The sequence below is a fragment of the Pseudomonas sp. SDT291_1_S447 genome (assembly GCF_054070155.1).
Genome location: NZ_JBSVXS010000001.1, coordinates 213,249 through 238,902, shown reverse-complemented (window position 1 = coordinate 238,902; position 25,654 = coordinate 213,249). Strand labels below are relative to the sequence as shown.

The following is a 25,654-nucleotide window of genomic DNA, read 5'->3' as shown; positions in this document are numbered from 1 at the left end:
AAATTCCAACTGACACTCCGCTATCGCGAGCAGGCTCACTCCTACAGGGATTGGGGTTACAGCAACAAACCGATTTGGGTTTTCTTCGGCAATTTGCTCACCACCAGTTGATGCGAACGCTGCAACAACCCCTGCAATTCCTCGGCACCCAACGGGTAGGGCGGGTGCATGATGATCCACTGCGCCCGCGCCAGATACGGCGCCGGGTGAATGCCGGGGCGGTCGCAATGACCGAGAAACAGATCCTTGTCGACCTTGAATGCCAGTGAATCCCCGCGCAGCCCCTGCAAGGCAAACATCTTGTTGCCGGCAATCGAGAACACCCGCACGCCACCCCATTTGTAATCTTCCCGAGCGCCCGGCAATGCCAGGCAGAACGCCGCAACGTCGGCTTCGTTCATCTTCCCTTTGCTCATAACAACCGCTCCCCACAGGCATTGAACGACTCGACCAGATGATCGATCCACGCGCGCACCGCCGGCATCACCCCGCGTCGATGCGGATACACCGCTTGCAGCCAGCCGCCGGGCAGCGACCACTCCGGCAGCATCTGCACCAGCGTGCCGTTTCTCAGCTCATCTTCGCAATACATCATCGGCAACAGCGTGAAGCCCTGACCCGCGAGAACACAGGCTTTGCGTACCACAAAATCATCAATGCCCAGCCGTGCTTCCATGTTCAGCTCGAAACTGTTGCCCTGCTGATCCAGCAGGCGCACATGAACCAGACGATCCGCCTCCAGCGCGCCGAGCACCGGCAGCGTTTTCAAGTCTTGCGGATGGTTGATCGTTCGACCCTGGATAAACGCCGGGCTGGCCACCACGACCATTTGCGCCTGACGCAGACGCCGGGTAACCAGCAACGGGTCCTCATCACCATGTTCACGCACGCGCAGCGCCACATCAAAGCCTTCGCCGACCAGATCGACGCGGCGATTGAGCAAGACGACTTCAAGTTGCACCTGCGGGAATTTACCGAGAAATTCGCTGATTACCCACGGCAGCATCTCGTGCGCCAAACCGGTCGGGCATGACACCCGCAAACGTCCACGCGGCTCGCTGGACATGCTCGCCACCGCTTCATCGGCCATCTCCGCTTCCAGCAACATCGCCTGGCAGTGACGCAGATAACGTTCGCCAACCGCGGTGAGATTGAGTTGCCGGGTGGTGCGTTGCAGCAAACGCGCGCCAAGGCGTTCTTCAAGTTCGGCAATGCGCCGCGACAGCCGTGACTTGGGAATGCCCAGCAAGCGCCCGGCCGCGGCAAAACCGCCGGCCTCGACGACTTTGGCGAAATAGTAGAGATCGTTGAGGTCTTGCATCGGGAAATCCAACTGTTCTATCAGTGGGACAAACTATCGCATTTCAGGCGGCTAATCATCTATTGGTTTCTTGCGTAGGATTGTCTCCATTCCGTCGCCACCGGCGATTCCTTCCAGGAGATTCCACATGAAACTGCTGCATATCGATTCGAGCATTCTGGGCGACAACTCGGCTTCCCGTCAGTTGAGCGGCGAAGTCGTCAAAGCCTGGCAAGTCGCCGAGCCAAGCGCCGTGGTGACCTACCGCGACCTGGCCGCCGATGCCATCAGCCACTTCTCGTCGACCACCCTGGTTGCCGCCGGCACCACTGCTGAGCTGCGTAACGCCGCACAACAGCACGAAGCCGAACTGAGCGCTTCGACATTGGCCGAGTTCATCGCTGCCGACGCCGTGGTGATCGCCGCACCGATGTACAACTTCACCGTGCCGACCCAACTCAAGGCGTGGATCGACCGCGTAGCAGTCGCCGGTCAAACGTTCCGTTACACCGAAGCCGGCCCTGAAGGCCTGTGCGGCGGCAAGAAAGTGGTGATCGTTTCGACTTCCGGTGGCATTCATGCCGGTCAGGCCAGCGGCATCGCTCACGAAGAATATCTGAAGCTGGTACTGGGCTTCCTGGGCATCACCGACATCGAAATCGTTCGCGCCGAAGGCCTCGCTTATGGCGAAGAAGTGCGCAACAACGCGATGACCGCTGCGCAAGCGAAGATCAGCGAGCAACTGTTCGCCGCTGCGTAAGGCTTGCGTAAAGAACAGCTGATGTTCAGGTAACACTCAAAAAACTCTGTATTCTGGTTCCGCAAGGGGCGAATACGGAGTTTTTTGTTTCTGGCTGTTACATAATCTGGCCCGGGTTATGCAATCACACAATCTGCGTCTGAGTGCATTGTCGTACTGAAACACCGAATCCCCGGCGTTTCTGGCCCGCAACGCCACGGAACTTTCGATTGAGTAACAACAGGGTGGGGCATCCCGTGATGCGTCTTTGTGCAGCGTTACTGATTTGCCTGCTTGGCAGCCTGAATTCAGTGCAGGCTGCGCCTGGGCGACACCCGGTGTGGAGCGTCGGTTATCACGAGATGACGTTCCTCGATCCGCTGGATCTGCAGCCGATGCGCGCGATTGCCTTCTATCCTTCCAGCGACCGTGAACACATGAGTCTGCTCGAGGGTTACTCCGTCGAGGCTGGCGAAGACACCAAAGTCGCCATCGGCCGTTTTCCGATGCTGATGCTCTCCCACGGCAACACCGGCACGCCGCTGGCGTTGCACGATCTTGCGACATCGCTGGCGCGCAAAGGCTTTGTGGTGGTGGCGGTGATTCACCCCGGCGACAACTCCAAAGACCACAGCCGATTGGGCACCCTGAGCAATCTCTATGGCCGGCCGATTCAGATTTCCGAAGCGATTACCGCGACCCTTGGCGACCGCATGCTCGCGCCGTACGTCAACGCTGACCAGGTCGGGGTGATCGGTTATTCGGCGGGTGGCGAGACGGCGTTGATCCTGTCCGGGGCGCAACCGGATCTGGATCGCCTGCGGCGTTATTGCCAGGAACGTCCGGATGATCGTGACGCCTGCAACACGCAGGGGGAATTGATCGTCGATCGGGATGATCTGCAACCGGTGGCCGATCCGCGTGTTCACGCGTTGCTGTTGATGGCGCCGCTGAGCTTGAAGTTCGGCCGTCACACCCTCGCCGATGTGCATGTGCCGGTGCTGCTTTACAGCGGCGATGGCGACAAACTGGTCGCCTTCGACAAGAACGCGGCGGCGCTGGCGCGCAAACTGCCGACGGCGCCGGACTTCAAGTTACTCGCCGGGGCAGGGCACTTCGTCTTTATGGCGCCGTGCAACGAAGAGCAGATTCGCGCGATGCCGGCGTTGTGTACCGATGCTGATGGGGTGGATCGCGAGGATATCCATCGCAACCTCATTTCAGAGGCCGGGCGGTTCTTCTCCCATACGCTGGGTAGACCGACGCGGGCTGGCATGCAAACTGCGGATCAATAATCCGATCCCCGCAGCACCGCAGCAACTGTGGGAGCGAGCTTGCTCGCGAAAGCGTAGTGTCAGTCAATACATGTGCTGACTGATTCACCGCCTTCGCGAGCAAGCTCGCTCCCACAGGTTTTGCGTCGATTGTTCAAGAAATCGCCCGGCGCTGGAGCAGCAGGGTCAACCCCAGCCCGATCACCGACAACAGCGCCGCACTGAAGAATATCCACGAATACCCCAGATTCAGCGCCACCGCGCCCATCAACGGCCCGGCAATCGCCAGCGCCAGATCGAAGAACACCGCGTACGCGCCCAAACCGGAACCACGACTGGAACTGGGCACCTGTTTGATCGCCTCGACACCCAGCGCCGGGTACACCAACGACAAACCAAATCCCGCGAGTCCTGCGCCGATCAAGGCGAAAGCGGTCGACGGCGCCAGCCAGAGCATCACCAGCCCCACGGTTTCGATGGTCATACACGCGATAGCGGACCTGAACCCGCCGAAGCGACTGATCGCCGAGATAAACATCAGCCGTGACAGGATGAAGCACACGCCAAACACGGTCAGGCAGTACGCCGCACCGGTCCAGCCACGGTTGAGGTAATAAAGGGTGATGAAGGTGGTCAGCGTGCCGTAGCCTATTGAAGCCAGGGTCAGGCTGGCGCCATACGGAGCGATTCGCCCGAACACTGCCCAGAACGGCAGCCGTTCTCCGCGTATCACCGGCACCGAAGGCTTATTGCGGATCAGCAGCAGTGCGCCGGCCGCCAGTACGGCCAGGGCGATGCCGAGGCTGGTGAAGCCGTATTCGGCGACCATCACCACCCCTAATGGCGCACCAATGGCAATCGCGCCATAGGAAGCGATACCGTTCCAGCCAATGGATTTTGCGGTGTGTTCGACGCCGACCTGGCCCATGCACCAACTGATCGTGCCGACACCAATCAGCCCCTGAGCGACGCCGAGCAGCAAGCGCCCGATAATAAGAATGATCAGGCTGGCCAGCGGGAAGTCTTGCAGGAGCGTGGAAACCAGCGTCAGCAAACCGCTGAGCACAATCCCCCACAAACCATAAATGATCGCCCGTTTAGTCCCGATCGTATCCGACATGCGCCCGGCCATCGGCCGGCTGAGCAGGGTGGCCAAGTATTGTGAACCGATCACCAGCCCGGCAACCACCGCGCTGAAACCCAATTGCTCATGTACATAACCGGGCAACACCGCGATCGGCAGACCGATGCAGAGGAACGCAATAAAGGTGTAGAACACGATGGAAACGATCTGCAGGGTGATCGCCATGGAGCTTTGCGGTGGCAGTTGCTGCGCAGACATGAGGACTCGTTCGCGGGCGGCGGTGGGAGAGTTCGCATCATGGCTTGGGCTTGAGATAAAAGAAAGCAGGCTAACTACTTTCCCTGAGGATTGATGTAGCTATTGATGGCCCCTTCGCGAGTAGGCTCGCTCCTACAGGGGAATGCATTCCAAAGGTGGGAGCGAGCCTGCTCGCGAAGGTAGCCGCACCAGCAAATCCCTCACCCTGAAATGCAAAAAGCCCCGTCACATGGACAGGGCTTTAGCTTGAAGCTAACAGCTCAACACTAGAAGCTGCTTTTTTAGAACACCACACCCTGACTACGCAGGTAGTCATCGTAAGTGCCGCTGAAGTCGGTCACGCCATCCGGGCTCAGCTCGATGATGCGCGTGGCCAGGGACGATACGAACTCACGGTCGTGGCTGACGAAGATCAGCGTGCCCGGGTAGTTTTCCAGCGCCAGGTTCAGCGCCTCGATCGATTCCATGTCCAGGTGGTTGGTTGGTTCGTCCATGATCAGCACGTTCGGCTTTTGCAGGATCAGCTTGCCGAACAGCATGCGACCTTGCTCACCACCGGAAATCACTTTGACCGACTTGAGGATCTCGTCGTTGGAGAACAGCATGCGGCCCAAGGTACCGCGAATCATCTGCTCGCCCTGAGTCCACTGACCCATCCAGTCGAACAGGGTAACGTCGTCTTCGAAGTCGTGCGCGTGGTCCTGAGCGTAGTAGCCCAGTTCCGCGGCGTCGGTCCACTTGATGGCGCCGGCGTCCGGGGTCAGTTCGTTGACCAGGGTGCGCAGCAGGGTGGTTTTACCGATACCGTTCGGGCCGATGATCGCCACGCGCTCGCCGGCTTCAACCTGGAAGCTGAAGTCTTTGAACAGGGGTTTGCCGTCGAAGCCTTTGGCCATTTTCTCGACGATGACCGCCTGACGGTGCAGCTTCTTGTTCTGATCGAAGCGGATGAACGGGCTCACGCGGCTCGAAGGCTTGACCTCGGCCAGCTGGATCTTGTCGATCGCCTTGGCACGGGAAGTAGCCTGTTTGGCTTTCGAGGCGTTGGCCGAGAAGCGGCTGACGAACGATTGCAGCTCGGAAATCTGTGCTTTCTTCTTGGCGTTGTCCGACAGCAGTTGCTCGCGCGACTGGGTCGCCACGGTCATGTACTCGTCGTAGTTGCCTGGGAACAGACGCAGCTCGCCGTAATCCAGGTCAGCCATGTGCGTGCACACGCTGTTCAGGAAGTGACGGTCGTGGGAGATGATGATCATCAGGCTGTTGCGCTGGGTCAGCACGTTTTCCAGCCAGCGAATGGTGTTGATGTCCAGGTGGTTGGTCGGTTCGTCGAGCAACAGCACTTCCGGATCGGAGAACAGCGCCTGCGCCAGCAATACGCGCAGTTTCCAGCCCGGCGAAACTTCGCTCATCGGGCCGAAGTGCTGCTCGATGCCGATACCCAGGCCCAGCAGCAGTTCACCGGCGCGGGATTCGGCGGTGTAGCCGTCCATCTCGGCGAATTCGGTTTCCAGCTCGGCCACGGCCATGCCGTCTTCTTCGCTCATTTCCGGCAGCGAGTAGATACGGTCGCGCTCGGCCTTGACCTTCCACAGCTCTTCGTGACCCATGATCACGGTGTCGATCACGGTGAATTCTTCGTAGGCGAACTGGTCCTGGCGCAATTTACCCAGACGCACGTTCGGCTCGAGCATGACCTGACCGCCGGACGGATCGAGGTCGCCGCCGAGGATTTTCATGAAGGTCGACTTGCCGCAACCGTTGGCGCCGATCAGGCCGTAGCGGTTGCCCGCGCCGAATTTGACCGAAACGTTTTCGAAGAGCGGCTTGGCGCCGAACTGCATCGTGATGTTAGCTGTAGAAATCAAGAGTTATTCCTGCGAAGCATTCTTAAAAAGCGAGGGTGCGGCTGCAGCGCTTGGCCCGAGTCAAAGTGCGCTGAAGCGGGAGAGTCCCGTCATCAACCAAGGGGGGCGCGTAAAGTTTGGCGGCGATTGTACTGGTCTGGCTCTTTAAACGATAGGGCGATCACGCCACGATCGCCGATTGGCATGATCGCGGGACAGTTTTTCACAGATGAAGGTTCACTATCGGTTACAAACTGTGGCTAAAATGCCACCTTTCACCGAGCGTCCGGTTACGGCGCGGGCCAAGGACGTGCCATGTGTATTCAGACCACTGCATAAGACGCGGGGCTTCAGGCCACCGGCGCGCAGTTTGTTCACTTCTGACGTGTGACGATTTCCGTGAAACTCATCATTGCTGCTATTTATGTCATTTCCATTGCATACGTTCATTTGCGTGGGCGTGTGCGCCACAAGCTCGGTCGACAACTGAGTGACCATTCGACGTTTCTCGCGCCGATCAACTGCTTCTTGTATCTGTTCTCGAAAAAGCCGAACAAGCCTTACCTCGACCCGGCTGATTTTCCCGACTTGAGTCCGCTACAGGCGCACTGGGAGGAAATCCGCGAAGAAGGGCAGAATCTGCTGCGTGCCGGTGAGATCAAACGCTCCAATCAGTACGATGATGTCGGTTTCAACTCGTTCTTCAAAAGTGGCTGGAAGCGTTTCTATCTGAAGTGGTATGGCGAGAGCCATCCGTCGGCGATGAAGCTGTGCCCGCGCACCACCGAACTGGTACAGAGCATCGGTTCGATCAAGGCCGCGATGTTTGCCGAGCTGCCACCGGGTTCGAAACTGGTGCGTCACCGTGACCCGTATGCCGGTTCCTACCGCTATCACCTGGGTCTGGACACACCGAACGACGCTGGCTGCTATATCAACGTCGATGGTGAGAGCTACCACTGGCGTGACGGCGAAGCGGTGATGTTCGACGAGACGTTTATCCATTACGCCGAAAACACCACCGACAAGAACCGCATCATCCTGTTCTGCGACATTGAACGACCGATGAAGTACCGCTGGGCGGCGGCGTTCAACAGCTGGTTCAGCCGTACCGTGATGTCGGCGGCAGGTGCGCCGAACGATGCCGGTGATCGGACCGGTGGCATCAACCGCTTGTTTACCCGAATCTACAAGATTCGTTTGCGTGGTAAAGAGCTGAAAAAACGTAATCGTAAGCGCTACTACATGGAAAAGTGGGCGATCTTCGGTGGTTTGCTGGCGATCTTCATTCTGATCTGAATTTTTGCATTGGTTTGGCTGGCCCCTTCGCGAGCAGGCTCGCTCCCACCTTAGTCTCGAGTGAAAGCAATTTTTGCATTCGACTCAGAACCCTGTGGGAGCTAGCCCGCTAGCGAAGACTCTCTCAAATACAACCTGTCAGTTACCTGACGATTCTTGGATTGTCATTCACCGGAGGCCTTCTTTGTCCTCTTGGCTGGCGCTGTTTTGCTGGCGGCTTTCGCCTTCGGCTTGGCTGCAGCTTTCCCGCCCAGACTGCGTTTAAGCAACTCGGTCAGGTCGATCACATCAGCAGTTTTGCGCTCTTCCTCGCCCCCCACCGACTCAACATCCTCGATCTTGCCTTCATGGGCCTTTTTCTCGACCAGGGCCATGATCTTGTCTTCGAACTCATCCTTGTAGTCTTCGGGCTTCCAGTCCGCACTCATGTCCTGCACCAGCCGTTTGGCCATGTCCAGCTCACCCTTGGCCAACTGCGGTTTGGTCACTTCGCTGCCCAGTTCCAGCTCGTCGAGGCCACGTACCTCCTGCGGCCAACGCAGTTTCACCAGCACCAGCGCAGACTCCAGCGGCATCAACGCCGCCAGGTACTGGCGTGTATGCAGCACAACGCGGGCGAGGGCAACTTTGTTGGTCTTGCTCAGGGTTTCGCGCAGCAATGCGTAAACCTTGCCGCCGCGCTTGTCTGGCGCCAGGTAGTAAGGGGTGTCGATGTTCTGCAGGGGAATCTGTTCGGCGTCGACAAAGGAAAAGATGTCGATGGTCTGCGTTGAAACCGGGTGCGCCGAGCGGATTTCCTCTTCGCTGAGCACCACATAGCGGCCCTTTTCATAGGCCACGCCTTTGACGATGTGCTCCTTGGTGACTTCCTTGCCGGTGACCTTGTTGACCCGTTTGTAACCCACCGGATCCATGCTGCGGCTGTCGAGCCAATCGAAATCCACGCCCTGCGACGAGGTCGCCGAGACCAATGCGACAGGGATGTGCACCAGTCCGAAACTGATCGCGCCTTTCCAGATTGCCCGAGCCATGGTGAGTTCTCCGAGTGATGATCGGATGACCTGCTGCTGTGACTGAAAGTTTCCCCGGAATGCACGGGGTTTCGGGGACTCGGTCAAGTCGTGTTACATGTTGTTTAAGGCTTGTGGGTTAACAAATCCGAACCCTCGGCGTAGCGTGGACTCGAAGGCTCTATCCCCGGCCCCATCGAGAGGCAGCGTCATGAACCGAATTCTGCTTGGCATCGTCGTCCTGATCCTCAGTGGCGGTCTGGTTCATGCCGACGTCTTGCTGGCGCAAAGCCCTACCGGCAACAGCAACAACCCCTACAACAGCCCGATCCGCCGGGCCAACCCCAACAGCATGCAGGGCACTCAGCCCAGCGCTCCACCCATTCGCGGGACGAACACGGTACCGACACCGCGTCAGCCGACCGTCGAGAACCGTGGCATCGGCAATGGCCAGCCGATCCACTCGGTGCCAAGCACGCCACCGACGTTCATTCCCAATCCACCTTCGCGCAGCGGAGGCAGCAACCGTTGAGCGGCAGAACTGAAGTTTTGCCGGCCCCACAAACGAACAAAAGGAATCGTGCATGTTGCGTAAAACCCTTCTAGCCACACTGTGTGCCGGCGCGCTGATCAGCGTTCCGGCGTTTGCCGCCGCGCCCAAAGAGCTGCAAAGCGAACAGGGCACTCTCGAAGTCACGACCATCACCGCAGGCCTTGAACATCCATGGGCGCTGGCGTTTCTGCCGGACCGCCAAGGCATGCTGGTCACCGAGCGTCCGGGCAATCTGCGTGTAGTCGCGGCCGACGGCACACTGTCGGCGCCGATCTCCGGCGTGCCGCAGGTCTGGGCCAAGGGGCAGGGCGGGTTGCTGGATGTCGTGCTGTCGCCGGACTTCAAACAGGATCGTCTGGTCTACCTGTCCTATGCCGAAGGTGGCGGTGCCGGCGACAAGGCTGGCACCGCCGTGGGACGAGGGCGGCTCTCGGATGACTTGAAGACACTGAAGGATTTCAAAGTGATCTTCCGCCAGGAACCGAAGCTTTCGGTTGGCAACCATTTCGGCTCGCGGCTGGTGTTTGATCGCGACGGTTATTTGTTCATTACTTTGGGCGAGAACAACGACCGGCCGACCGCACAGGATCTCGACAAGCTGCAAGGCAAAGTCGTGCGCATCTACCCGGACGGCAAGGTGCCGGATGACAATCCCTTTGTCGGTCAGTCCGGCGTACGGCCAGAGATCTGGGCCTACGGCCTGCGTAACCCACAGGGCGCAGCGCTCAACCCGTGGACCGGCACGCTGTGGGAGAACGAACACGGCCCGCGCGGTGGCGATGAGGTGAACATCATCGAGCGCGGCAAGAATTACGGTTGGCCGCTGGCAACCCACGGCATCAATTATTCGATGCAGCCGATCCCGGAAGCCCAGGGTAAAACGGCGGAAGGCACCGTCGCGCCGCACCATGTCTGGGAGAAGTCGCCGGGCGTCACCGGCATGGCGTTTTACGATGCCGATCGCTTTAAACCGTGGCAACACAATGCGTTTGTCGGTGCCTTGGTGACTCAGGAACTGATTCGTTTGCAGTTCGATGGCGACAAGGTTGTGCACGAGGAGCGTTTGCTAGGTGAACTGAATCAGCGGATTCGCGATGTGCGGCAAGGGCCGGATGGTTATCTGTATGTGCTGACGGATGAAGAGAAAGGTTCACTGTACAAAATCGGCCTGAAGCCCGCGCTTTAAAGACGATCCCCCTGTAGGAGCTGTCGAGTGCAACGAGGCTGCGATCTTTTGATCTTGTTTTTCAAAATCAAAAGATCGCAGCCTTCGGCAGCTCCTACAGGTGAGTTCTCACGTTTCGCGGGAATACAGCACCACCGCCGCGCGCAATTTACCCCGGCCAAACCGGCACATTTTCTCGAATTCGCCATGGCTGACCGGCACATGCTGGCAATCCATGGGCTGTCGATGCTGGCTGTGGTCGACATCCGGGTCATGCAGGTAAACGAAATCTTCGTCGCAATCGGTCACGACCACCCAGTGCGGCGACTTGGAGCGCGTCAGTCGATAGCTGCTGATCAACACCAGTGGCTGTCCACCGGCATCCAGCAGTCGTGGCAGATCCAGCAACGCACCGATCACACACTCGACATCGGTTTCCTGCAATTGCGCGGTGAACTCATCATGCACCAAACGCATGACGTCTTTTTTATGCGCATCCCGCACACCGTCGAGGAACAATGGCCCGGCCAGGCTTAGTTGCAAACCCACCTTGTAGCCTCGACGCCACGCCGCCAACGCCAATCCCTGCGGACTGCATCCGCCGTGGCCGGAGGTCATGAACACCGTGGTCGCCTCACGCCAGATCTGCAATTCTTCGCGCCGCTCCAGCAAACGCTCAGATTGCAGTGCGCCCATGGCCATCAACAGACACGCCGGGCCACAAGTGAAGTCGGTGGTTTGCCGGTAGTAGGGCACTTTGATGCTGCGTGAATCACGGTGCTGAAGGATGCGTTTCTCCAGGCGTAGCGCGTCGGCATGATCTTCGTAGTAATCGTGAATCAGCGCAAAACGCCGGTAGCCATTGCGTTCGTACAACGCGATCGCCGCAGGGTTGTCGATGCGCACTTCCAGGCGCAGGTATGCGCAGTCGTGCTCCAGCGCCATCGCTTCAATGCGTTGCAGCAGCTGTTTGCTCAGGCCGGTGCCGCGCGCCTCGACGGCGAGCGCAATGGAATACAGCCGCGCGAGTGAAGTGCCGCGATGGAACAACACCAGTGCGTAACCCAGCAGTTGGCCATCGCACTCCGCCACCAGCAACTGCCCGTGAGCGCGGGTGATCATCCACTGAAAGCTGCGACTGGTGAGCCGGTCCGTGGTGAAACATTGCATTTCCAGTGCCAGCAGCGCCGGCAAGTCTTCAACTACCGCCAAACGAAAAACAGCCTTCATATGACCACCGTAAAAGTTGCGTAACGAAACGAGACTTTCAAAAAACTTCGTGCTTAATAGAAAAGGTCTTGTTCTCCAACGGATCAATCTCTATGTCAGCGGTACAGGGTCATTGGCGCGAAGTATCCGAGCAAAGTTTGCCGGCGGCAACTATTTTAAGTTCAGCGATTAAAGCCTCCAGTCAAGTGTTGATTATTGTCGAACGCAAGGAAGACTGGGCTTCATACTTCCCCAGCGAAGACATCCTGACCGCTCAGGAGTACCTCGAACACAGCTGCGGCAGCGAGCCGGGCAAGCGCGTTCAGGTGATCAATTTGTGCCGCAGCTACAAGTACCTGGGTCACGGCTACTACTGCTCGCTGCTCGCCGAAGCACGGGGGCACAAGGTGATTCCATCGGTGCGCACCATCAGCGAACTGACGAAAAAATCACTGTACGGCCTGGCTCTGGACGATCTCGATAAAACCCTGGAGAAAGCCCTCAGTCATCATCTCTACAGTGACACCGAAGGCTTTACTCTGACGCTGTATTTCGGTCGAACACATATTGAACCCTTACAGGATCTGGCGCGGCAGTTGTTTGAAGTGTTTCCCTGCCCGATCCTGTTAGTTGAGTTCCGCCGAACTAACGGTTGGCACATCGAAGGGATAAAGTCTGGCGCTTTGCACAAGTTGCGCGATGATCAGGAAGATCAGTTCGCCAATGCGCTGGACGGTTTCAGCCGTAAAGTCTGGCGTGTACCGCGCTCGCCGCAAGTAGCGCGCTACGACCTGGCGATTCTGCACGATCCGCAAGAAGCTTTGCCGCCATCCAACGCCAAGGCACTGGCGAATTTCGTCCGGGTCGGCAAAACCATGGGTATCGATGTTGAACTGATTGAACGCAAGGATTACGCACGACTCGCCGAGTACGACGGCTTGCTGATCCGCGAGACCACCAGCGTCGACAATCACACTTATCGCTTCGCCAAGAAGGCCGAAAGTGAAGGACTGGTGGTCATGGATGACCCAACGTCGATTCTGCGCTGCACCAACAAGGTCTACCTCACCGATCTGCTCAACAGCCATCAACTGGGCATGCCCGCCACCGAGATCCTTTACAAGGAGCGACCCGAAGACTTCGAACGGGTCGGCGAGCGGCTTGGCTTTCCGCTGGTGCTGAAGATTCCCGACGGCTGTTTTTCCCGTGGGGTGATCAAGGTCGAAAGCCAGCAGGCGCTGCTCGAAGCGACCGCCGAACTGTTCGAACACTCGGTGTTGCTGCTGGCTCAAGAGTTTTTCTACACCGAATACGACTGGCGCATTGGCGTGCTTAACCGCAAACCGATCTTCGCCTGCCAGTACTTCATGTCCAAAGGCCACTGGCAGATTTACAACCACAAGGCCAAAGGTCAGGACGTCAACGGCGAATGCCGAACGATGGCAATCCACGAGGCACCGCGGGCAGTGGTGGAACTGGCGGTGAAGACCGCCAACCTGATCGGCGATGGCCTCTACGGCGTCGATCTGAAGCAGGCCGGCGACAAAGTGGTGGTGATCGAAGTCAACGACAACCCCAACCTCGACGCCGGCATTGAAGACGCCTATTTGCACGACGATCTGTACTCACTGGTGCTGGAAGAGTTCGTGCGCCGCCTGGAACTCAAGCGTCGCGGTCAGGCGTGGTGAGGCGCCGATGATCAACAGCTTCGCACTGAGCCACGGCGCCTTGCAGCGGGTCGAGCGACTGGACGCCGAGGTGATGCTGTTCAGCAACCCCGATGCCGCCGAGCGCGACTTGCTGCACAGTCATTTCAAAGTCGACGAGCATGCACTGGCGTCAGCGCTGGACCCGGACGAGGTGTCGCGCATTGAGTTCCATCCCGACCATCTGTTCCTGATCTGGAAGCGTCCGGAAAACTATTCCGGTGGCGGCACGCTGGCATTTGAGGTGTCGTCCTGCGGATTGCTGTTCGCACCGGGGCAATTGCTGGTGATCGCCACCGACGACACACCGCTGCACGGCCTCGGCACCCGCCAACCGTTGAACACGCCGCTGGATGTATTGCTCGACCTGCTGTTCAACAACATCCATCACTACCTCGGGCACCTGAAGGTGATCAAACTGGTCGCCCGCGAGTTGCAGCAGAAATTCAACGCCTCGATGCAGAACCAGCATCTGGTGCAGATGTTCAACCTCAGCGAAAGTCTGATCTATTACATCAACGCACTGCACAGCAACGGCGCAGTGCTGACGCGGCTGCGCAATCACGCCGAAAAGCAGCATTTCGGCAGCGAGGCGATCGGCCTGATCGACGACCTGATCATCGAAAACAACCAGTGCTACAAGCAGGCGGAAATCTACTCGACGGTGTTTTCCGGGCTGATCGATGCGCGCGGCAATCTGATGAACAACAGCATGAACAACCTGCTGCGCAAGCTGACGTTGATCAACGTGGTGTTTTTGCCGTTGAACCTGATTGCTAGCATTGGCGGCATGTCGGAGTTCAGCATGATGACGGCGGGGACGCCTTGGTGGATTTCCTATCCGCTGTTTTTGGCGGCGATGTTGCTGGGGGCGGGGGGGATGTTGTTTGGGTTGCGGCGTTTGGCCAGATGAGTGGGGTTGTGCAATAACCCGGGTAGGAGCTGCCGAAGGTTCGGGCCGCGATCGGACGATCTTTTGATCTTGGCTCTTAAAAACAAAATCAAAAGATCGCAGCCTTCGGCAGCTCCTACAGAGAACGCGCGCTGCAGTCCCGCATTTGGCCGAACCGCCACTGTGATGCCTTGTTATAGTTCGGGCCTCATTTTCAGCCCGGTAAAGGATCACTGCCATGACTCAATACTCCGCCTTCAGCGTCGAACTGGCCGACAACATCGCCCATGTGCAGATCAACCGTCCGGAAAAGATCAACTCGATGAACGCGGCGTTCTGGAGCGAGATCGTCGAGATCTTCCAGTGGATCGACGACACCGATGAAGTGCGCGTGGTGGTGCTCAGCGGTAACGGTAAACACTTTTCCTCGGGCATCGACCTGATGATGCTCGCCGGCGTCGCCAATGAACTGGGCAAGGACGTTGGCCGCAACGCGCGCCTGTTGCGAAAAAAAATTCTGACCCTGCAAGCCTCGTTCAACGCCGTCGACAACTGCCGCAAACCGGTGCTTGCCGCCATTCAGGGGTATTGCCTCGGTGGCGCCATCGATCTGATCGCCGCCTGCGACATGCGCTACGCCGCCGAAGACGCGCAATTCTCGATCAAGGAAATCGATATCGGCATGGCCGCCGATGTTGGCACTTTGCAACGGTTGCCACGGATCATCGGTGACGGCATGCTGCGTGAGCTGGCTTACACCGGTCGCACTTTCGGCGCTGACGAGGCGCGCAGCATCGGCCTGGTCAATCGCGTCTACAGCGACAAGGACGCGCTGCTCGAAGGTGTGCAGGACATCGCTCGCGAGATCGCTTCGAAGTCACCGATTGCGGTCACCGGCACCAAGGAAATGATCAGCTACATGCGCGACCATCGCATCGACGACGGTCTTGAATACGTTGCCACCTGGAACGCCGCCATGTTGCAATCCACCGACTTGCGCGTGGCCATGGCCGCCCATATGAGCAAACAGAAACCCGAATTTCTGGACTGAGAAACCATGACATCTCGCTGGACCACTGCAGTACTGGACACCGATCAACCCGGCGGCTGGGCCGTGGCGCGCAGCCCGGAAGGCTTTTTGTTCGACGACAACGGCGCGCTGTTCCCACGTGAATGGCTCAAGCGTCAGGACTTGTCGATCCTCGCCGAGCACGGCATCGGCCATCTCGATGGCGAGCCGGTGTACTTGCTGGAACTGCGCAGTGCCAGCGAAGTGTCGGGTTGTAACTGGAAAGGCCTGCGGGCGTTCATGCTTGATGGCGATCACACCATCTACAAAGTGCTCGGTTACGCCGCGCAGATCGGCACGTGGGCCCGCGAACATCGCTTCTGCGGCAACTGCGGGCAGGCGATGACCCAGGTGCCGCGTGAACGGGCGATGTATTGCCAGCCGTGCGATCTGCGCAGTTATCCGCGTATTTCGCCGAGCATGATCGTGCTGATCACCCGGGGCGACGAGATTCTGTTGGCGCGCTCACCGCGTTTCGTCACCGGGGTCTACAGCACGCTGGCCGGATTCGCCGAACCGGGCGAGTCGGCCGAGGATTGCCTGATTCGTGAAGTGCGCGAGGAAGTGCAGATCGAGGTGCAGAACATTCAGTATCTGGGCAGCCAGTGCTGGCCGTTCCCGCATTCGATGATGCTCGGCTTCCATGCCGAGTACGCCGGTGGCGAGATTGTCTGTCAGGAAGACGAGATCGAAGACGCCCAGTGGTTCAACGTGCACGACCTGCCGCCGTTGCCGGCGTCCAAGTCGATTGCCCGTTATCTGATCGACGTCTACGTCGCGCGGCGTTTAGGCCACGCTGAACCAGTGCTGCCAGGCTAGGCGCACGGTCAAACCCAGCACCACGGTGATGAACACCGGGCGAATGAATTTGGCGCCGCCGCTGATCGCGGTGCGCGCGCCAAAGAACGCGCCGACCATCACCGACAGGCCCATGCTCAGGCCGATGATCCAGTCCACCTGCCCGGAAAACACGAACACCGACAGCGCCGCAATGTTGCTGACGAAGTTCATGCTGCGCGCCACACCGCTGGCCTTGACCAGGTCGATCGGGTAGAGCAGCAGGCTGCTCACCGTCCAGAATGCGCCAGTGCCGGGACCGGCCACGCCATCGTAGAAACCGAGGCTGAAGCCTTGGGTCGACTGCCATTTCTTTTTGATCGGCGCATCGCTGTCGAGTGGCGCTTTTGGCGTGCCGCCGAACAACAGATACAGACCGCAGGCGAAGACGATTACCGGAAGCATCTTGTTCAGCCATTCGGCCGGCAGGTAATGGGCGACGATGGCGCCGGTCAGTGCGCCGATCAAAGTGCCGACAATCGCATGCGTCCACTGTCGAGGGTGGAACAGCTTGCGTTTGTAGAAGGTGAAACTGGCGGTGGCCGAACCGAAGGTCGAGCTCAACTTGTTGGTGCCGAGTACCAGATGCGGTGGCAGGCCGGCCGTCAGCAGTGCAGGCGTGGTCAACAGACCGCCACCGCCGGCGATGGCATCGATGAAACCGGCAATGAAAGCGACAAGGGCCAGGATGGCGAGGGTGGTGAGGTCAACGCTGAGTTCGAAAGGCATGGAATCGGCTTATTCGGCAGGGCGCAGATTAGGCTGCGGGGAGGGCGGTCATGTTACTCATTTCCAAGTGTTGCGGCGACCCGTCTGACGCCATCGCTGGCAAGCCAGCTCCCACAGGTTTTTGCGTAGTACCCAAGATCATTGTTCACCCTGATCCTTGTGGGAGCTGGCTTGCCAGCGATGAGGACAGTCGAGCCAACAAATAAACCAACTGTTGCCCACACAACAACCCGCCAACAAATCCCCCTCTACAAAACATCAATCCCACGCCGAACATCAACAAAATCGGGCATTCCAACCCTGGCACGCTTGCTGCTCTACCACTCCCATCTCCGCAAACGTCCCGAGGACACGCCAATGAGTCAGCAAGCCGTAAAATTTGCCTACTGGGTGCCGAACGTCAGTGGTGGGCTGGTGGTCAGCAAGATCGAACAGCGCACCGATTGGGGCATCGACTACAACCGCAAACTGGCGCAACTCGCCGAGACGGCCGGGTTCGAATACGCGCTGACGCAGATCCGTTTCACCGCCGGGTATGGTGCGGAGTTCCAGCATGAGTCGGTTGCGTTCAGTCATGCTTTGTTGGCTGCAACCACCAAACTCAAGGTCATCGCAGCGATTCTGCCTGGCCCGTGGCAGCCGGCGCTGGCGGCCAAGCAACTGGCGACGATCGACCAACTCACCAACGGTCGCATCGCGGTGAACATCGTCAGTGGTTGGTTCAAGGGCGAATTCCAGGCCATCGGTGAGCATTGGCTGGAGCACGACGAGCGTTATCGTCGTTCCGAAGAGTTCATTCGTTCACTGCGCGGCGTGTGGAGTCAGGACAACTTCACCTTTCGTGGCGACTTCTACCGTTTCGACAATTACAGCCTGAAACCAAAACCCTTGGGCCGTCCGGAAATCTTTCAGGGCGGCAGTTCCCGTGCGGCACGGGACATGGCGGCGCGGGTGTCGGACTGGTATTTCACCAATGGCAACAGCGTTGAGGGGATCAAGGCGCAGGTCGACGATATTCGTGCCAAAGCAGCGGCAAATAGTCATTCGGTGAAAGTTGGCGTCAACGCGTTTGTCATCGCCCGTGATACCGAAGAAGAGGCGCGGGCCGTGCTTGCGCAGATCATCGATCAGGCTGACCCGGAAGCCGTGAACGCCTTCGGCGATGCAGCGAAGCAGGCGGGCCGGGCATCGCCGGAAGGAGAGGGCAACTGGGCAAAATCGACGTTTGAGGATCTGGTGCAGTACAACGATGGTTTCAAGACCAATCTGATTGGCACGCCGCTGCAGATTGCCGAGCGGATTGTCGCGTTGAAAGCGGTGGGTGTGGATCTGGTGTTGGCGGGGTTTCTGCACTTTCAGGAAGAGGTCGAATATTTCGGGCGGCGGGTATTGCCGCTGGTGCGCGAACTGGAGGCCGAAAAGACTGCCGCCGTCGCTTGAACCCCACACATCCCCTGTAGGAGTGAGCCTGCTCGCGATAGCGTCTGAACATTCAACTTGTATGTTGACTGACACACCGCTATCGCGAGCAGGCTCACTCCTACAGTTGGAGCTGTGTTGGCTTACAGGCCGAGTTCGGTCAGGCCCGGATGATCATCCGGACGACGGCCCAGTGGCCAGTGGAACTTGCGTTCGCTTTCCTTGATCGGCATGTCGTTGATGCACGCATAGCGCTGGAACATCAGGCCCTGTTCATCGAACTCCCAGTTTTCATTGCCGTAAGAGCGGAACCAGTTACCCGAGTCATCGTGCCATTCGTAGGCGTAGCGCACGGCGATGCGGGTATCCGAGTAAGCCCACAGTTCCTTGATCAAACGATAATCCAGCTCTTTTGCCCATTTACGGGTCAGAAAGGCCTTGGCTTCTTCGCGGTTGTTGGCGAACTCGGCGCGGTTACGCCACTTGGTGTCGAGGGTGTAAGCCAGCGATACCCGTTCCGGGTCGCGGGAGTTCCAGCCATCCTCGGCCAGTCGAACTTTCTCGATGGCTGATTCACGGTTGAAGGGCGGCAATGGCGGACGTACCTGGGCTGCAGTAGACATATCAGTCTCCCGATCTAATTAATAATGGAACAACAAGTCCGGCTTATTAAGGCGTTACAGGTCCAATAACTTTCGCGCCATGCATTGCGCATTATCGGCGGCACTGTGATCACCCATCACAAGCGCTACGGTAATGGCACCGTCAATCAGAATCAGCAGCTGTTTGGCCAGCAGTTGCGGATCCTCGGCACCATGTTCGGTACACAGCTCGCACACGTAGTCGAGCAGTTTCTGTTTGTGTTCTTTGGCGACCAGCCGCACCGGGTCCTGCGGATCGCCGGTCTCGCCGCTGGTGTTGATAAAGGCGCAGCCGCGAAAGCCTTCCGAGGCAAACCAGCTCTTGAGCACGGTAAACAGGTTGAGCAGGCGATCGGCCGGGGTTTCGGCCTGATCGACAGCGCTTCTGTACCAGTGCATCCAGCGCACATCGCGGCGTTGCAGGGCGGCGACGGTCAAGGCGTCCTTGTCGGCAAAGTAACGGTAAATACTTTTTCTGGAGACGCCGGCGGTTTTCACCAGAAGATCCATGCTGGTGGCAGCGATGCCACTTTTGTAGATCAGCTTTTCGGTGACATCCAGAATGATGTCGCGTGTGTCGTTGCTAGTGATTTCGTTCATGCGGCGAACAGTAGAACGATTGTTCTCCTTGGTCAAGCGAGTATTTTTATTGCTGGTGAAATCGCTTTCGCGAGCAAGCTCGCTCCCACAGGGGAATGCATTTCAAATGTGGGAGCGAGCCTGCTCGCGAAGGGGCCATTACAGACACTGACAAGACCCGAAGGATGCGATGGTGTAAGCTCTCGGGTTCTTCGGATTCGACCCATTGCGAGCCCTATGCCGTTGCTTTTCAAACGCTCCTTGCTGCCCAAATTGCGCAGCTTCCCGCTGACCGCCGAGGCCGTGACCATTCTGTCCGGCGCCGCTGAATTTCGTCGTTGCCTGCTCGAGAAAATCGCCGCAGCGACCCAGCGTATCTACATCGTTGCGCTGTATCTGCAGCAAGACGAAGCCGGTCAGGAAATTCTCGATGCACTTCACGCCGCCAAGCTCAAGCGTCCCGAGCTGGAAATTGCCGTGGTGGTCGATTGGCTGCGCGCCCAGCGTGGGCTGATCGGTGCCGGCAAGCAGCCGGGCAACTCGGCGTGGTACCAGGAAATGACCCGCACGCACCAAAGCGAAGTGCCGGTGTACGGCGTGCCGGTGCAGACTCGCGAGCTGTTCGGCGTGCTGCATCTGAAGGGCTTCGTGATCGACGACTGCGTGGTCTACAGCGGCGCGAGCCTGAACAACGTTTATCTGCACAAGTTCGACAAGTACCGTTTCGACCGCTATCACGTGCTGCAAAGCCAGGAACTGGCGGACTCGATGCATCATCTGGTCAAACACGGTCTGATCGAATCGAAAGCGGTGCATCGCCTCGATCTGCCCAACCTGCCGACCACGCGCAGCCTGCGCAACGATATCGGTGATCTGCGCAGCCGCTTGAAATATGCCACATACGACACGGCCACGGGCAGCACCGCCCGAGATGGCCTGTGCGTTACGCCGTTGCTCGGCGTCGGCAAGAACAACCCGTTGAACCGGGCGATTCTCGAGTTGATCGCCAGCGCGCAAAAACAGCTGACCATTTGCACGCCATACTTCAATCTGCCGCTGGGCGTGATCCGTGAGATCAATCGCGCGCTGGCCCGTGGGGTGAAGATCGACATCGTCGTTGGCGACAAGACCGCCAACGACTTCTATATCCCGCCGAGCGAGCCGTTCAAGGTGATCGCAGCGCTGCCGTATCTGTACGAGATCAGCCTGCGCCGCTTCGCCAAACGCCATCAGCGCAACATCGACAGCGGTCAGTTGAACCTGCATTTGTGGCGTGATGGCGACAACACCTATCACCTCAAGGGCATGTGGGTCGATCAGCGCTATACGCTGCTCACCGGCAACAACCTCAATCCTCGGGCGTTCCGCCTGGATCTTGAGAACGCCTTGTTGATTGATGACCCGAAGGGCGAGTGGCTGGCGCCACGGGCGAAGGAACTGGAAGAGATTTTCCGCCATACCACGCGGATCGACAGCTTTCAGAGCCTGGAGACGCTGCCGGAATACCCGGCCGGGGTGGCCAAGTTCCTCAAGCGCGTGAGTCGGGTGCGGATTGAGCGGTTGCTGTACCGAATTTTGTAGGCTGCTGAAAATGCCATCGCTGGCAAGCCAGCTCCCACAGGTTCTATGGTGTACACAATATTTGTGAATGACCGAGAACACTGTGGGAGCTGGCTTGCCAGCGATGGGGCCCGCTTAGACGCTACAAAAAATCAATTCAGACCCAACTTGCCACGCAACGTGGACAGATCTTCCGCCAGCGTATTCACCGGCCCGACCAGCGCCTTGCGGTCGTTATCCTTCACCTTGTCATAAGTCTCGAAACCACCATCCTTGGTCTTGTACTTGGCCAGAATCTTGTCGACGGTGGCAAAGTTCTTGTCGACCTTCGCTGCAAACGCCTTGTCCTGCTGTTCGATCTGCGGACGGAACAGGTCGACGATTTTCTTCGCGCCGTCGATGTTGCCCTGGAAGTCATACAGGTCCGTGTGGCTGTAGCGATCTTCTTCGCCGGAGATCTTGGTCGCGGCGACTTCTTCCAGCAGCGCAGCAGCACCGCCGACGACTTTCTCAGGCGGGAAGGTCAGCCCGGCGACGCGGGTCTGCAGGTCTTTGACGTCGCTGTTGAGCTTGTCCGCCAGTTCGTTCAGGCCTTGGGTGCTTTTTTCCGAGAACAGCGTGTACTCGATGCGGTGGAAACCGGTGAAGTCTTCAGCCTTCACGCCTTTCTCGTGATCGTCGACACGGGAGTCGATGGACGCATCAAGGTCACTGAACAGTTCGGCAATCGGCTCGATCGACTCGTAGTAAACGCGAGTCGGCGCGTAGAGCCTTTGCGCGGTGGCCAGGTCGCCCTTTTTCACCGCATCGGTGAATTGTTGGGTGTGGCTACCCAGTTCATCCAGTTGCTCGGTGACGTAAATCTTGTAGTCCGAAACCGGCCCCACCAGATCCAGCGGTGCTGTGGCAGCGAATGCCGACAGCGGGGTGTTGAGCAAACCAAGGGTCAGCAATAACGCGAGTGGCGTCTTTTTCATGGGGGCGGCTCCAGTGTCGAGATAGTTTTATGCGGCTGTTTTCGGTTGTGTGGCGTTGAGCAGCGAGCGGCCGATGAAGTCCTTGTCGCCCGTGACACCCGGGAGGGTGAAGAAGTAACCGCCGCCGACCGGTTTGAGGTATTCCTCCAGCGGTTCGCCGTTTAGGCGGGTCTGCACGGTGATGAAGCCTTTTTCCAGATCAGCCTGGTAACAGATGAACAACAGGCCCATGTCGAGCTGACCGTTCTTGTTTACGCCATTCGAATAGTTGAATGGCCGGCGCAGGATCAGGTTGGCCTGGGTTGCAGCCGTACGCGGATTAGCCAGACGAATGTGCGCGTCGAGTTTGGTCAGCTTGCCGGCCGGGTCTTTGCTGTAATCCGGGACTTCGCTTTCATGCTGGCCACCCATCGGTGCCCCGGTGGTTTTGACCCGGCCAAGGATGCTTTCCTGCTCCTGCAATGGTGTGCGGTCCCAGCGCTCGACAAAGTTGCGGATGATCCGCACCGCTTGATAGCTGCCATGCGCAGCCCAGGCCGGCTCGTCGCTGCCCGGTTGCACCCAGACCAGGCGATCCATGGCTTTGCCATCGTTGGAATCCGGGTTGGCCGAGCCGTCGCGGAAACCGAGGAAATTGCGCGCCGATTGTGCCGGCACACCGGGTTTCGCCGGGGCTTGCGGCGGCACGCTGCCTTCCTGCTTCCAGCGCACCAGCAGCAGATCCGGGAGGTTTTTGACGATGTCGCGCAGGGCGTGAATGTTGGTGTCAGCGGTGTTCGAGCAGAACTGCAGGCTCAGGTCGCCATGGCAGCAATCGGCATCCAGCGCATCGTTGGGGAAACCGACCATACGGATCAGCCGTTTGGGTTTGGCCTCGGCCAGACCGAAGCGCTCATCGAACAGCGACTCACCGACGGAAACGGTGATGGTCAGGTTGTCCGGCGTGACGTTCGGGCCGAGGATGCCGGAATCCGGCGGTGGCAGTTTCGGATCGATCTGTGCGACCGGGCCGCCCTTCATCAGGAAGGCAATGCGCTCGTTGAGCGTGCGGAACAGCCGCTCGAGGTCTTCGCGATCACTGGCCAGCACGTCGAATGAAACCAGCATGCCCGAGGCCGGACGCGGAGTGACGATGCCGGTTTGATGCACACCGTGGAAATCGTGGCGGTCTTCGGTCTTGTCGCTGCTCGGTGCTTCAGTGACCTGTGCTGGCGCGGCAGCCATGGCCGGGCAGCTCAGTGCGGACCCGGCGAGGGCAACACCGGCGGCGCCCATACCCATCAGGACACGGCGACGTTGCAGGTTGAGCGTTTCTAGATCTTTCATCGGGAATGGGTCTTCTGCTTACAGGCCGGAGAGGCCGAGGGCGGGATCGATGCCATCCAGTGCGTCGGCCAGAGCCTGGGCCTTGTCGGCGATCTGCTTGCGTTGTGCGCCACTGACGGAGTCGTAGCTGGCGTAGCCGTCCTTGATCTTGTAGGTGTCGAGTTCGCTGTCGAAATCCGCCAGTGCCTTATCGATTTTCGGCAGCAGGTCGGCAGCTGATTTGCTCAGCATCGGCCGCAGCAGGTCGACGACTTTGCGCGCGGTTTGCGCATTGGCGGAGAAACCGTTGAGGTCGCTGTGGCTATAGCGTTCTTCTTCACCGCTGGCGGCGCGAACGTCAGCCAAAGTGTTGAGGTTGCGCACGATGATGTTGACCAGTTGCTCCGGTGGCAGCGATTGCGCGAGCAATTGCTGTTTGAGCGTGGTGACATCGCTGAGCAAACGCTGGGCGACCGGCGTCAGATCGTCGAGTTTGCGCTGTTGGAACAGGCCGAATTCGAGGCGATGGAAACCAACGAAGGCCGGATCCTGTTCGCGTTTTTCGAAATAGTCGGCGCGGGCGTTGATGCTGTTGTCCAGTTCGGCCAGGCGCTGCGCGGCCGGCGCCAGATGTTGATAAGCCGCACGCGCGGGCAGGTATAGCGCTTGGGCTTGGCTGAGATCACCGCTTTCAATCGCTTGATTGAGCGCCGTGACAGCTTTGATCAGCGCGCTGCTCTGGCTGGCCAGATACACACGGAACTCCGACAGCGGCCCGACGAAGGCGACCATCGACGGTTTGGCCTTGGCGGCAGCGTCGGAGGCGGCAGTAGGTGTCACATGCAGGGTGCCGCGCGGATTGCTCAGCAAGCCGCAAGTGATCGCGTAATCGCCCGGTTGCAGATTGGCGTTGATCACCTGACTCAGGCCCGGCGCAATGTTTTCGCGCTCTTCGACGACCAGTACGCCATCGAGGATTTCCCATTCCACGGCCCGGTCGGAGCGGTTGACGATGCGGAAACTGGCGCGGCCAGCCGGCACAGTCAGCGCGTTCGGCTCGCAATTGCCCGGATGGATATTCACCACCACTTCATCGTGATTGTGCTGACGCTTGGCCGCGGCCATTTTCGAGGCGTAATAAAACAGACCACCGGCGGCGATCATCACCACCACCGAGCCTGCCACCGCCCAGCGCAAGGCGCGAGGAGGGGAGGCCTGAGGAGAGTTAGGCTTTGACATGAATGCCCTTATTGGCTGGAAACGGAAGACGATTGCGCAGTGGGTTTGGCCGCCGGCAGGAAGAACATCACCAGTGCTACCAGCAGATAAATCAGGTAGGCCCCGAGGGTGCTGACGGTCGGCGCATCCTGATAACCGAACATGCCGGCCAGCACCGCACCCAGCGGGCCGTCCATCGGCAGCGTTGCGCTGAAGTCAAAGAGCACGGTTTGCAGGTGATTCCACAGCCCGGCTTCATGCAGGGCCTGCACCGAGTTGGCGAGAATCCCGGCGGCGACCACCAGAATGAACAGGCCGGTCCACTTGAAGAACGCGGAAAGATTGAGGCGCATGCTGCCGCTGTAGATCAGGAAGCCGACGATAATCGCCAGAATCAGCCCGAGCAGGGCTCCGATCGGCGCGCCCGGGCCTTCGCTTTGCTGAAACACCGCGAGCAGGAAGAACACGGTTTCCAGACCCTCACGGGCCACGGCGAAGAAGACCATGGCGATCAGTGCGATCACCTGGTGTTTCGAGGACGTCAGCGCCTCATCCAGCGAGGCTTGCAGCGAATGCTTGATCGAACGCGCCACTTTGCGCATCCAGAACACCATCGAACTGAGAATGGCCACGGCGACCAGCCCGACGATGCCTTCAAACAGTTCCTGTTGCTTCTGCGGGAATTCGGCACTGACCAGTTCCAGACCACCGCCGACCAGCAGGGCGAGGGCCGCAGCGAGGAAAACCCCGATCCATACGGCAGGCATCCATTGGCCACGGCCGGTCTGTTGCAGGTAACTGGCGATAATGCCAACGATCAGCGCGGCTTCAATGCCTTCGCGCAGCATGATCAGGAAGGGAACGAGCATTTGGTGTCCAAGAGGTCATTTCTAGAGGTTACAAGTTGTAACATAATGAAAGTCATTCTCACATGACATTGATTGACATAAACCTGAACAGTTGCTGAACGACCTCAATTTTTGC

24 protein-coding genes are annotated in these 25,654 nt (G+C 58.7%); 11 read left to right on the top strand and 13 right to left on the bottom strand.

Translation table 11 applies throughout. The features are described from left to right. Positions 1–56: 56 nt before the first annotated feature. Together ACW9IR_RS01055 and ACW9IR_RS01050 are read right to left on the bottom strand one after the other, a co-directional pair. Entirely contained in the window at positions 57–416 is a 360-nt protein-coding gene (locus tag ACW9IR_RS01055) for an MmcQ/YjbR family DNA-binding protein (RefSeq protein WP_194935010.1), read from the bottom strand. Continuing rightward, complete coding sequence (locus ACW9IR_RS01050) at positions 413–1,321, bottom strand: LysR substrate-binding domain-containing protein (protein ID WP_102899840.1); 909 nt, start codon at positions 1,319–1,321, stop codon at positions 413–415. The genes ACW9IR_RS01055 and ACW9IR_RS01050 overlap by 4 nt, the downstream gene beginning before the upstream one ends. Before the next feature lie 127 nt (positions 1,322–1,448). Between ACW9IR_RS01050 and ACW9IR_RS01045 the strand changes: the two genes are divergently transcribed. Then, on the top strand, positions 1,449–2,060 hold the full coding sequence (locus ACW9IR_RS01045; protein WP_095118797.1) for an FMN-dependent NADH-azoreductase: 612 nt from the start codon (positions 1,449–1,451) through the stop codon (positions 2,058–2,060). Positions 2,061–2,296: 236 nt separating this feature from the next. After that, positions 2,297–3,334, top strand: a complete 1,038-nt coding sequence (locus tag ACW9IR_RS01040) for an alpha/beta hydrolase family protein (RefSeq protein ID WP_102899838.1) — start codon at positions 2,297–2,299, stop codon at positions 3,332–3,334. 133 nt (positions 3,335–3,467) lie between these two features. On the opposite strand, the gene ACW9IR_RS01035 is transcribed toward ACW9IR_RS01040, so the two are convergent. Beyond that, positions 3,468–4,655, bottom strand: coding sequence for an MFS transporter (locus tag ACW9IR_RS01035; protein WP_457461244.1), 1,188 nt, complete (start codon positions 4,653–4,655; stop codon positions 3,468–3,470). A 281-nt stretch (positions 4,656–4,936) separates the two neighbouring features. Then, entirely contained in the window at positions 4,937–6,523 is a 1,587-nt protein-coding gene (locus tag ACW9IR_RS01030) for an ABC-F family ATPase (RefSeq protein WP_077572769.1), read from the bottom strand. Positions 6,524–6,901: 378 nt separating this feature from the next. On the opposite strand from ACW9IR_RS01030, the gene lpxO reads away from it, so the two are divergent. After that, entirely contained in the window at positions 6,902–7,801 is a 900-nt protein-coding gene (gene lpxO, locus ACW9IR_RS01025) for a lipid A hydroxylase LpxO (protein ID WP_110718571.1), read from the top strand. A gap of 164 nt (positions 7,802–7,965) precedes the next feature. On the opposite strand, the gene ku is transcribed toward lpxO, so the two are convergent. Beyond that, positions 7,966–8,832: a non-homologous end joining protein Ku gene (ku, locus tag ACW9IR_RS01020; RefSeq protein ID WP_457461241.1), complete on the bottom strand. Its 867-nt coding sequence runs from the start codon at positions 8,830–8,832 to the stop codon at positions 7,966–7,968. 190 nt (positions 8,833–9,022) lie between these two features. Between ku and ACW9IR_RS01015 the strand changes: the two genes are divergently transcribed. Together ACW9IR_RS01015 and ACW9IR_RS01010 are read left to right on the top strand one after the other, a co-directional pair. Continuing rightward, positions 9,023–9,343 carry a hypothetical protein gene (locus ACW9IR_RS01015; protein WP_457461239.1) on the top strand — a complete coding sequence of 107 codons (321 nt, stop codon included), beginning with the start codon at positions 9,023–9,025 and terminating at the stop codon, positions 9,341–9,343. A 52-nt stretch (positions 9,344–9,395) separates the two neighbouring features. Next, positions 9,396–10,550: a PQQ-dependent sugar dehydrogenase gene (locus ACW9IR_RS01010; RefSeq protein ID WP_457461237.1), complete on the top strand. Its 1,155-nt coding sequence runs from the start codon at positions 9,396–9,398 to the stop codon at positions 10,548–10,550. A gap of 108 nt (positions 10,551–10,658) precedes the next feature. Here the strand turns inward: ACW9IR_RS01010 and ACW9IR_RS01005 are convergent, their stop codons facing one another. After that, positions 10,659–11,759 (bottom strand): peptidase C39 family protein, encoded by a 1,101-nt coding sequence (locus ACW9IR_RS01005; RefSeq protein WP_102899831.1) that lies wholly within the window; start codon positions 11,757–11,759, stop codon positions 10,659–10,661. A 92-nt stretch (positions 11,760–11,851) separates the two neighbouring features. Here ACW9IR_RS01005 and ACW9IR_RS01000 point away from each other — a divergent pair, with 92 nt between their 5' ends. From ACW9IR_RS01000 to nudC, 4 genes are all read left to right on the top strand, one after another. Then, complete coding sequence (locus tag ACW9IR_RS01000; RefSeq protein ID WP_102899830.1) at positions 11,852–13,426, top strand: RimK family protein; 1,575 nt, start codon at positions 11,852–11,854, stop codon at positions 13,424–13,426. 7 nt (positions 13,427–13,433) lie between these two features. Beyond that, positions 13,434–14,357, top strand: coding sequence for a magnesium transporter CorA family protein (locus ACW9IR_RS00995; protein ID WP_102899829.1), 924 nt, complete (start codon positions 13,434–13,436; stop codon positions 14,355–14,357). A 217-nt stretch (positions 14,358–14,574) separates the two neighbouring features. Beyond that, positions 14,575–15,387: a crotonase/enoyl-CoA hydratase family protein gene (locus ACW9IR_RS00990; protein ID WP_102899828.1), complete on the top strand. Its 813-nt coding sequence runs from the start codon at positions 14,575–14,577 to the stop codon at positions 15,385–15,387. Positions 15,388–15,393: 6 nt separating this feature from the next. Then, positions 15,394–16,224: an NAD(+) diphosphatase gene (nudC, locus tag ACW9IR_RS00985; protein WP_457461233.1), complete on the top strand. Its 831-nt coding sequence runs from the start codon at positions 15,394–15,396 to the stop codon at positions 16,222–16,224. On the opposite strand, the gene ACW9IR_RS00980 is transcribed toward nudC, so the two are convergent. Continuing rightward, positions 16,192–16,971: a TSUP family transporter gene (locus tag ACW9IR_RS00980; protein ID WP_457461232.1), complete on the bottom strand. Its 780-nt coding sequence runs from the start codon at positions 16,969–16,971 to the stop codon at positions 16,192–16,194. The genes nudC and ACW9IR_RS00980 overlap by 33 nt on opposite strands. A gap of 357 nt (positions 16,972–17,328) precedes the next feature. On the opposite strand from ACW9IR_RS00980, the gene sfnG reads away from it, so the two are divergent. Beyond that, a complete protein-coding gene (gene sfnG, locus ACW9IR_RS00975; protein WP_457461230.1) occupies positions 17,329–18,411 on the top strand; it encodes a dimethylsulfone monooxygenase SfnG in 1,083 nt (360 codons plus the stop codon). Positions 18,412–18,533: 122 nt separating this feature from the next. On the opposite strand, the gene ACW9IR_RS00970 is transcribed toward sfnG, so the two are convergent. Beyond that, positions 18,534–19,013, bottom strand: a complete 480-nt coding sequence (locus ACW9IR_RS00970; RefSeq protein ID WP_186615028.1) for a nuclear transport factor 2 family protein — start codon at positions 19,011–19,013, stop codon at positions 18,534–18,536. A 54-nt stretch (positions 19,014–19,067) separates the two neighbouring features. Continuing rightward, entirely contained in the window at positions 19,068–19,631 is a 564-nt protein-coding gene (locus ACW9IR_RS00965; protein WP_007914737.1) for a TetR/AcrR family transcriptional regulator, read from the bottom strand. Between the two features lie 216 nt (positions 19,632–19,847). On the opposite strand from ACW9IR_RS00965, the gene pssA reads away from it, so the two are divergent. Beyond that, on the top strand, positions 19,848–21,191 hold the full coding sequence (pssA, locus tag ACW9IR_RS00960; RefSeq protein WP_102899824.1) for a CDP-diacylglycerol--serine O-phosphatidyltransferase: 1,344 nt from the start codon (positions 19,848–19,850) through the stop codon (positions 21,189–21,191). 131 nt (positions 21,192–21,322) lie between these two features. Here the strand turns inward: pssA and efeO (ACW9IR_RS00955) are convergent, their stop codons facing one another. The 4 genes from efeO (ACW9IR_RS00955) to efeU are packed head-to-tail and all read right to left on the bottom strand — an operon-like array spanning position 21,323 to position 25,539. Next, positions 21,323–22,147 (bottom strand): iron uptake system protein EfeO, encoded by an 825-nt coding sequence (gene efeO, locus ACW9IR_RS00955; RefSeq protein WP_110718559.1) that lies wholly within the window; start codon positions 22,145–22,147, stop codon positions 21,323–21,325. A 27-nt stretch (positions 22,148–22,174) separates the two neighbouring features. Continuing rightward, complete coding sequence (efeB, locus tag ACW9IR_RS00950; RefSeq protein WP_457461227.1) at positions 22,175–23,473, bottom strand: iron uptake transporter deferrochelatase/peroxidase subunit; 1,299 nt, start codon at positions 23,471–23,473, stop codon at positions 22,175–22,177. Between the two features lie 18 nt (positions 23,474–23,491). Further along, entirely contained in the window at positions 23,492–24,691 is a 1,200-nt protein-coding gene (gene efeO / locus ACW9IR_RS00945) for an iron uptake system protein EfeO (RefSeq protein ID WP_457461225.1), read from the bottom strand. Between the two features lie 8 nt (positions 24,692–24,699). Next, positions 24,700–25,539, bottom strand: coding sequence for an iron uptake transporter permease EfeU (gene efeU, locus ACW9IR_RS00940; RefSeq protein ID WP_223026846.1), 840 nt, complete (start codon positions 25,537–25,539; stop codon positions 24,700–24,702). Positions 25,540–25,654: the final 115 nt, after the last annotated feature.

Coding starts and splice junctions, on each gene's coding strand:
- ACW9IR_RS01055 (WP_194935010.1), bottom strand. CDS start 416: ATGAGCAAAGGGAAGATGAACGAAGCCGACGTTGCGGCGTTCTGCCTG.
- ACW9IR_RS01050 (WP_102899840.1), bottom strand. CDS start 1,321: ATGCAAGACCTCAACGATCTCTACTATTTCGCCAAAGTCGTCGAGGCC.
- ACW9IR_RS01045 (WP_095118797.1), top strand. CDS start 1,449: ATGAAACTGCTGCATATCGATTCGAGCATTCTGGGCGACAACTCGGCT.
- ACW9IR_RS01035 (WP_457461244.1), bottom strand. CDS start 4,655: ATGTCTGCGCAGCAACTGCCACCGCAAAGCTCCATGGCGATCACCCTG.
- ku (WP_457461241.1), bottom strand. CDS start 8,832: ATGGCTCGGGCAATCTGGAAAGGCGCGATCAGTTTCGGACTGGTGCAC.
- ACW9IR_RS01015 (WP_457461239.1), top strand. CDS start 9,023: ATGAACCGAATTCTGCTTGGCATCGTCGTCCTGATCCTCAGTGGCGGT.
- ACW9IR_RS01010 (WP_457461237.1), top strand. CDS start 9,396: ATGTTGCGTAAAACCCTTCTAGCCACACTGTGTGCCGGCGCGCTGATC.
- ACW9IR_RS01005 (WP_102899831.1), bottom strand. CDS start 11,759: ATGAAGGCTGTTTTTCGTTTGGCGGTAGTTGAAGACTTGCCGGCGCTG.
- ACW9IR_RS01000 (WP_102899830.1), top strand. CDS start 11,852: ATGTCAGCGGTACAGGGTCATTGGCGCGAAGTATCCGAGCAAAGTTTG.
- ACW9IR_RS00995 (WP_102899829.1), top strand. CDS start 13,434: ATGATCAACAGCTTCGCACTGAGCCACGGCGCCTTGCAGCGGGTCGAG.
- ACW9IR_RS00990 (WP_102899828.1), top strand. CDS start 14,575: ATGACTCAATACTCCGCCTTCAGCGTCGAACTGGCCGACAACATCGCC.
- nudC (WP_457461233.1), top strand. CDS start 15,394: ATGACATCTCGCTGGACCACTGCAGTACTGGACACCGATCAACCCGGC.
- ACW9IR_RS00980 (WP_457461232.1), bottom strand. CDS start 16,971: ATGCCTTTCGAACTCAGCGTTGACCTCACCACCCTCGCCATCCTGGCC.
- sfnG (WP_457461230.1), top strand. CDS start 17,329: ATGAGTCAGCAAGCCGTAAAATTTGCCTACTGGGTGCCGAACGTCAGT.
- ACW9IR_RS00970 (WP_186615028.1), bottom strand. CDS start 19,013: ATGTCTACTGCAGCCCAGGTACGTCCGCCATTGCCGCCCTTCAACCGT.
- ACW9IR_RS00965 (WP_007914737.1), bottom strand. CDS start 19,631: ATGAACGAAATCACTAGCAACGACACACGCGACATCATTCTGGATGTC.
- pssA (WP_102899824.1), top strand. CDS start 19,848: ATGCCGTTGCTTTTCAAACGCTCCTTGCTGCCCAAATTGCGCAGCTTC.
- efeO (WP_110718559.1), bottom strand. CDS start 22,147: ATGAAAAAGACGCCACTCGCGTTATTGCTGACCCTTGGTTTGCTCAAC.
- efeB (WP_457461227.1), bottom strand. CDS start 23,473: ATGAAAGATCTAGAAACGCTCAACCTGCAACGTCGCCGTGTCCTGATG.
- efeO (WP_457461225.1), bottom strand. CDS start 24,691: ATGTCAAAGCCTAACTCTCCTCAGGCCTCCCCTCCTCGCGCCTTGCGC.
- efeU (WP_223026846.1), bottom strand. CDS start 25,539: ATGCTCGTTCCCTTCCTGATCATGCTGCGCGAAGGCATTGAAGCCGCG.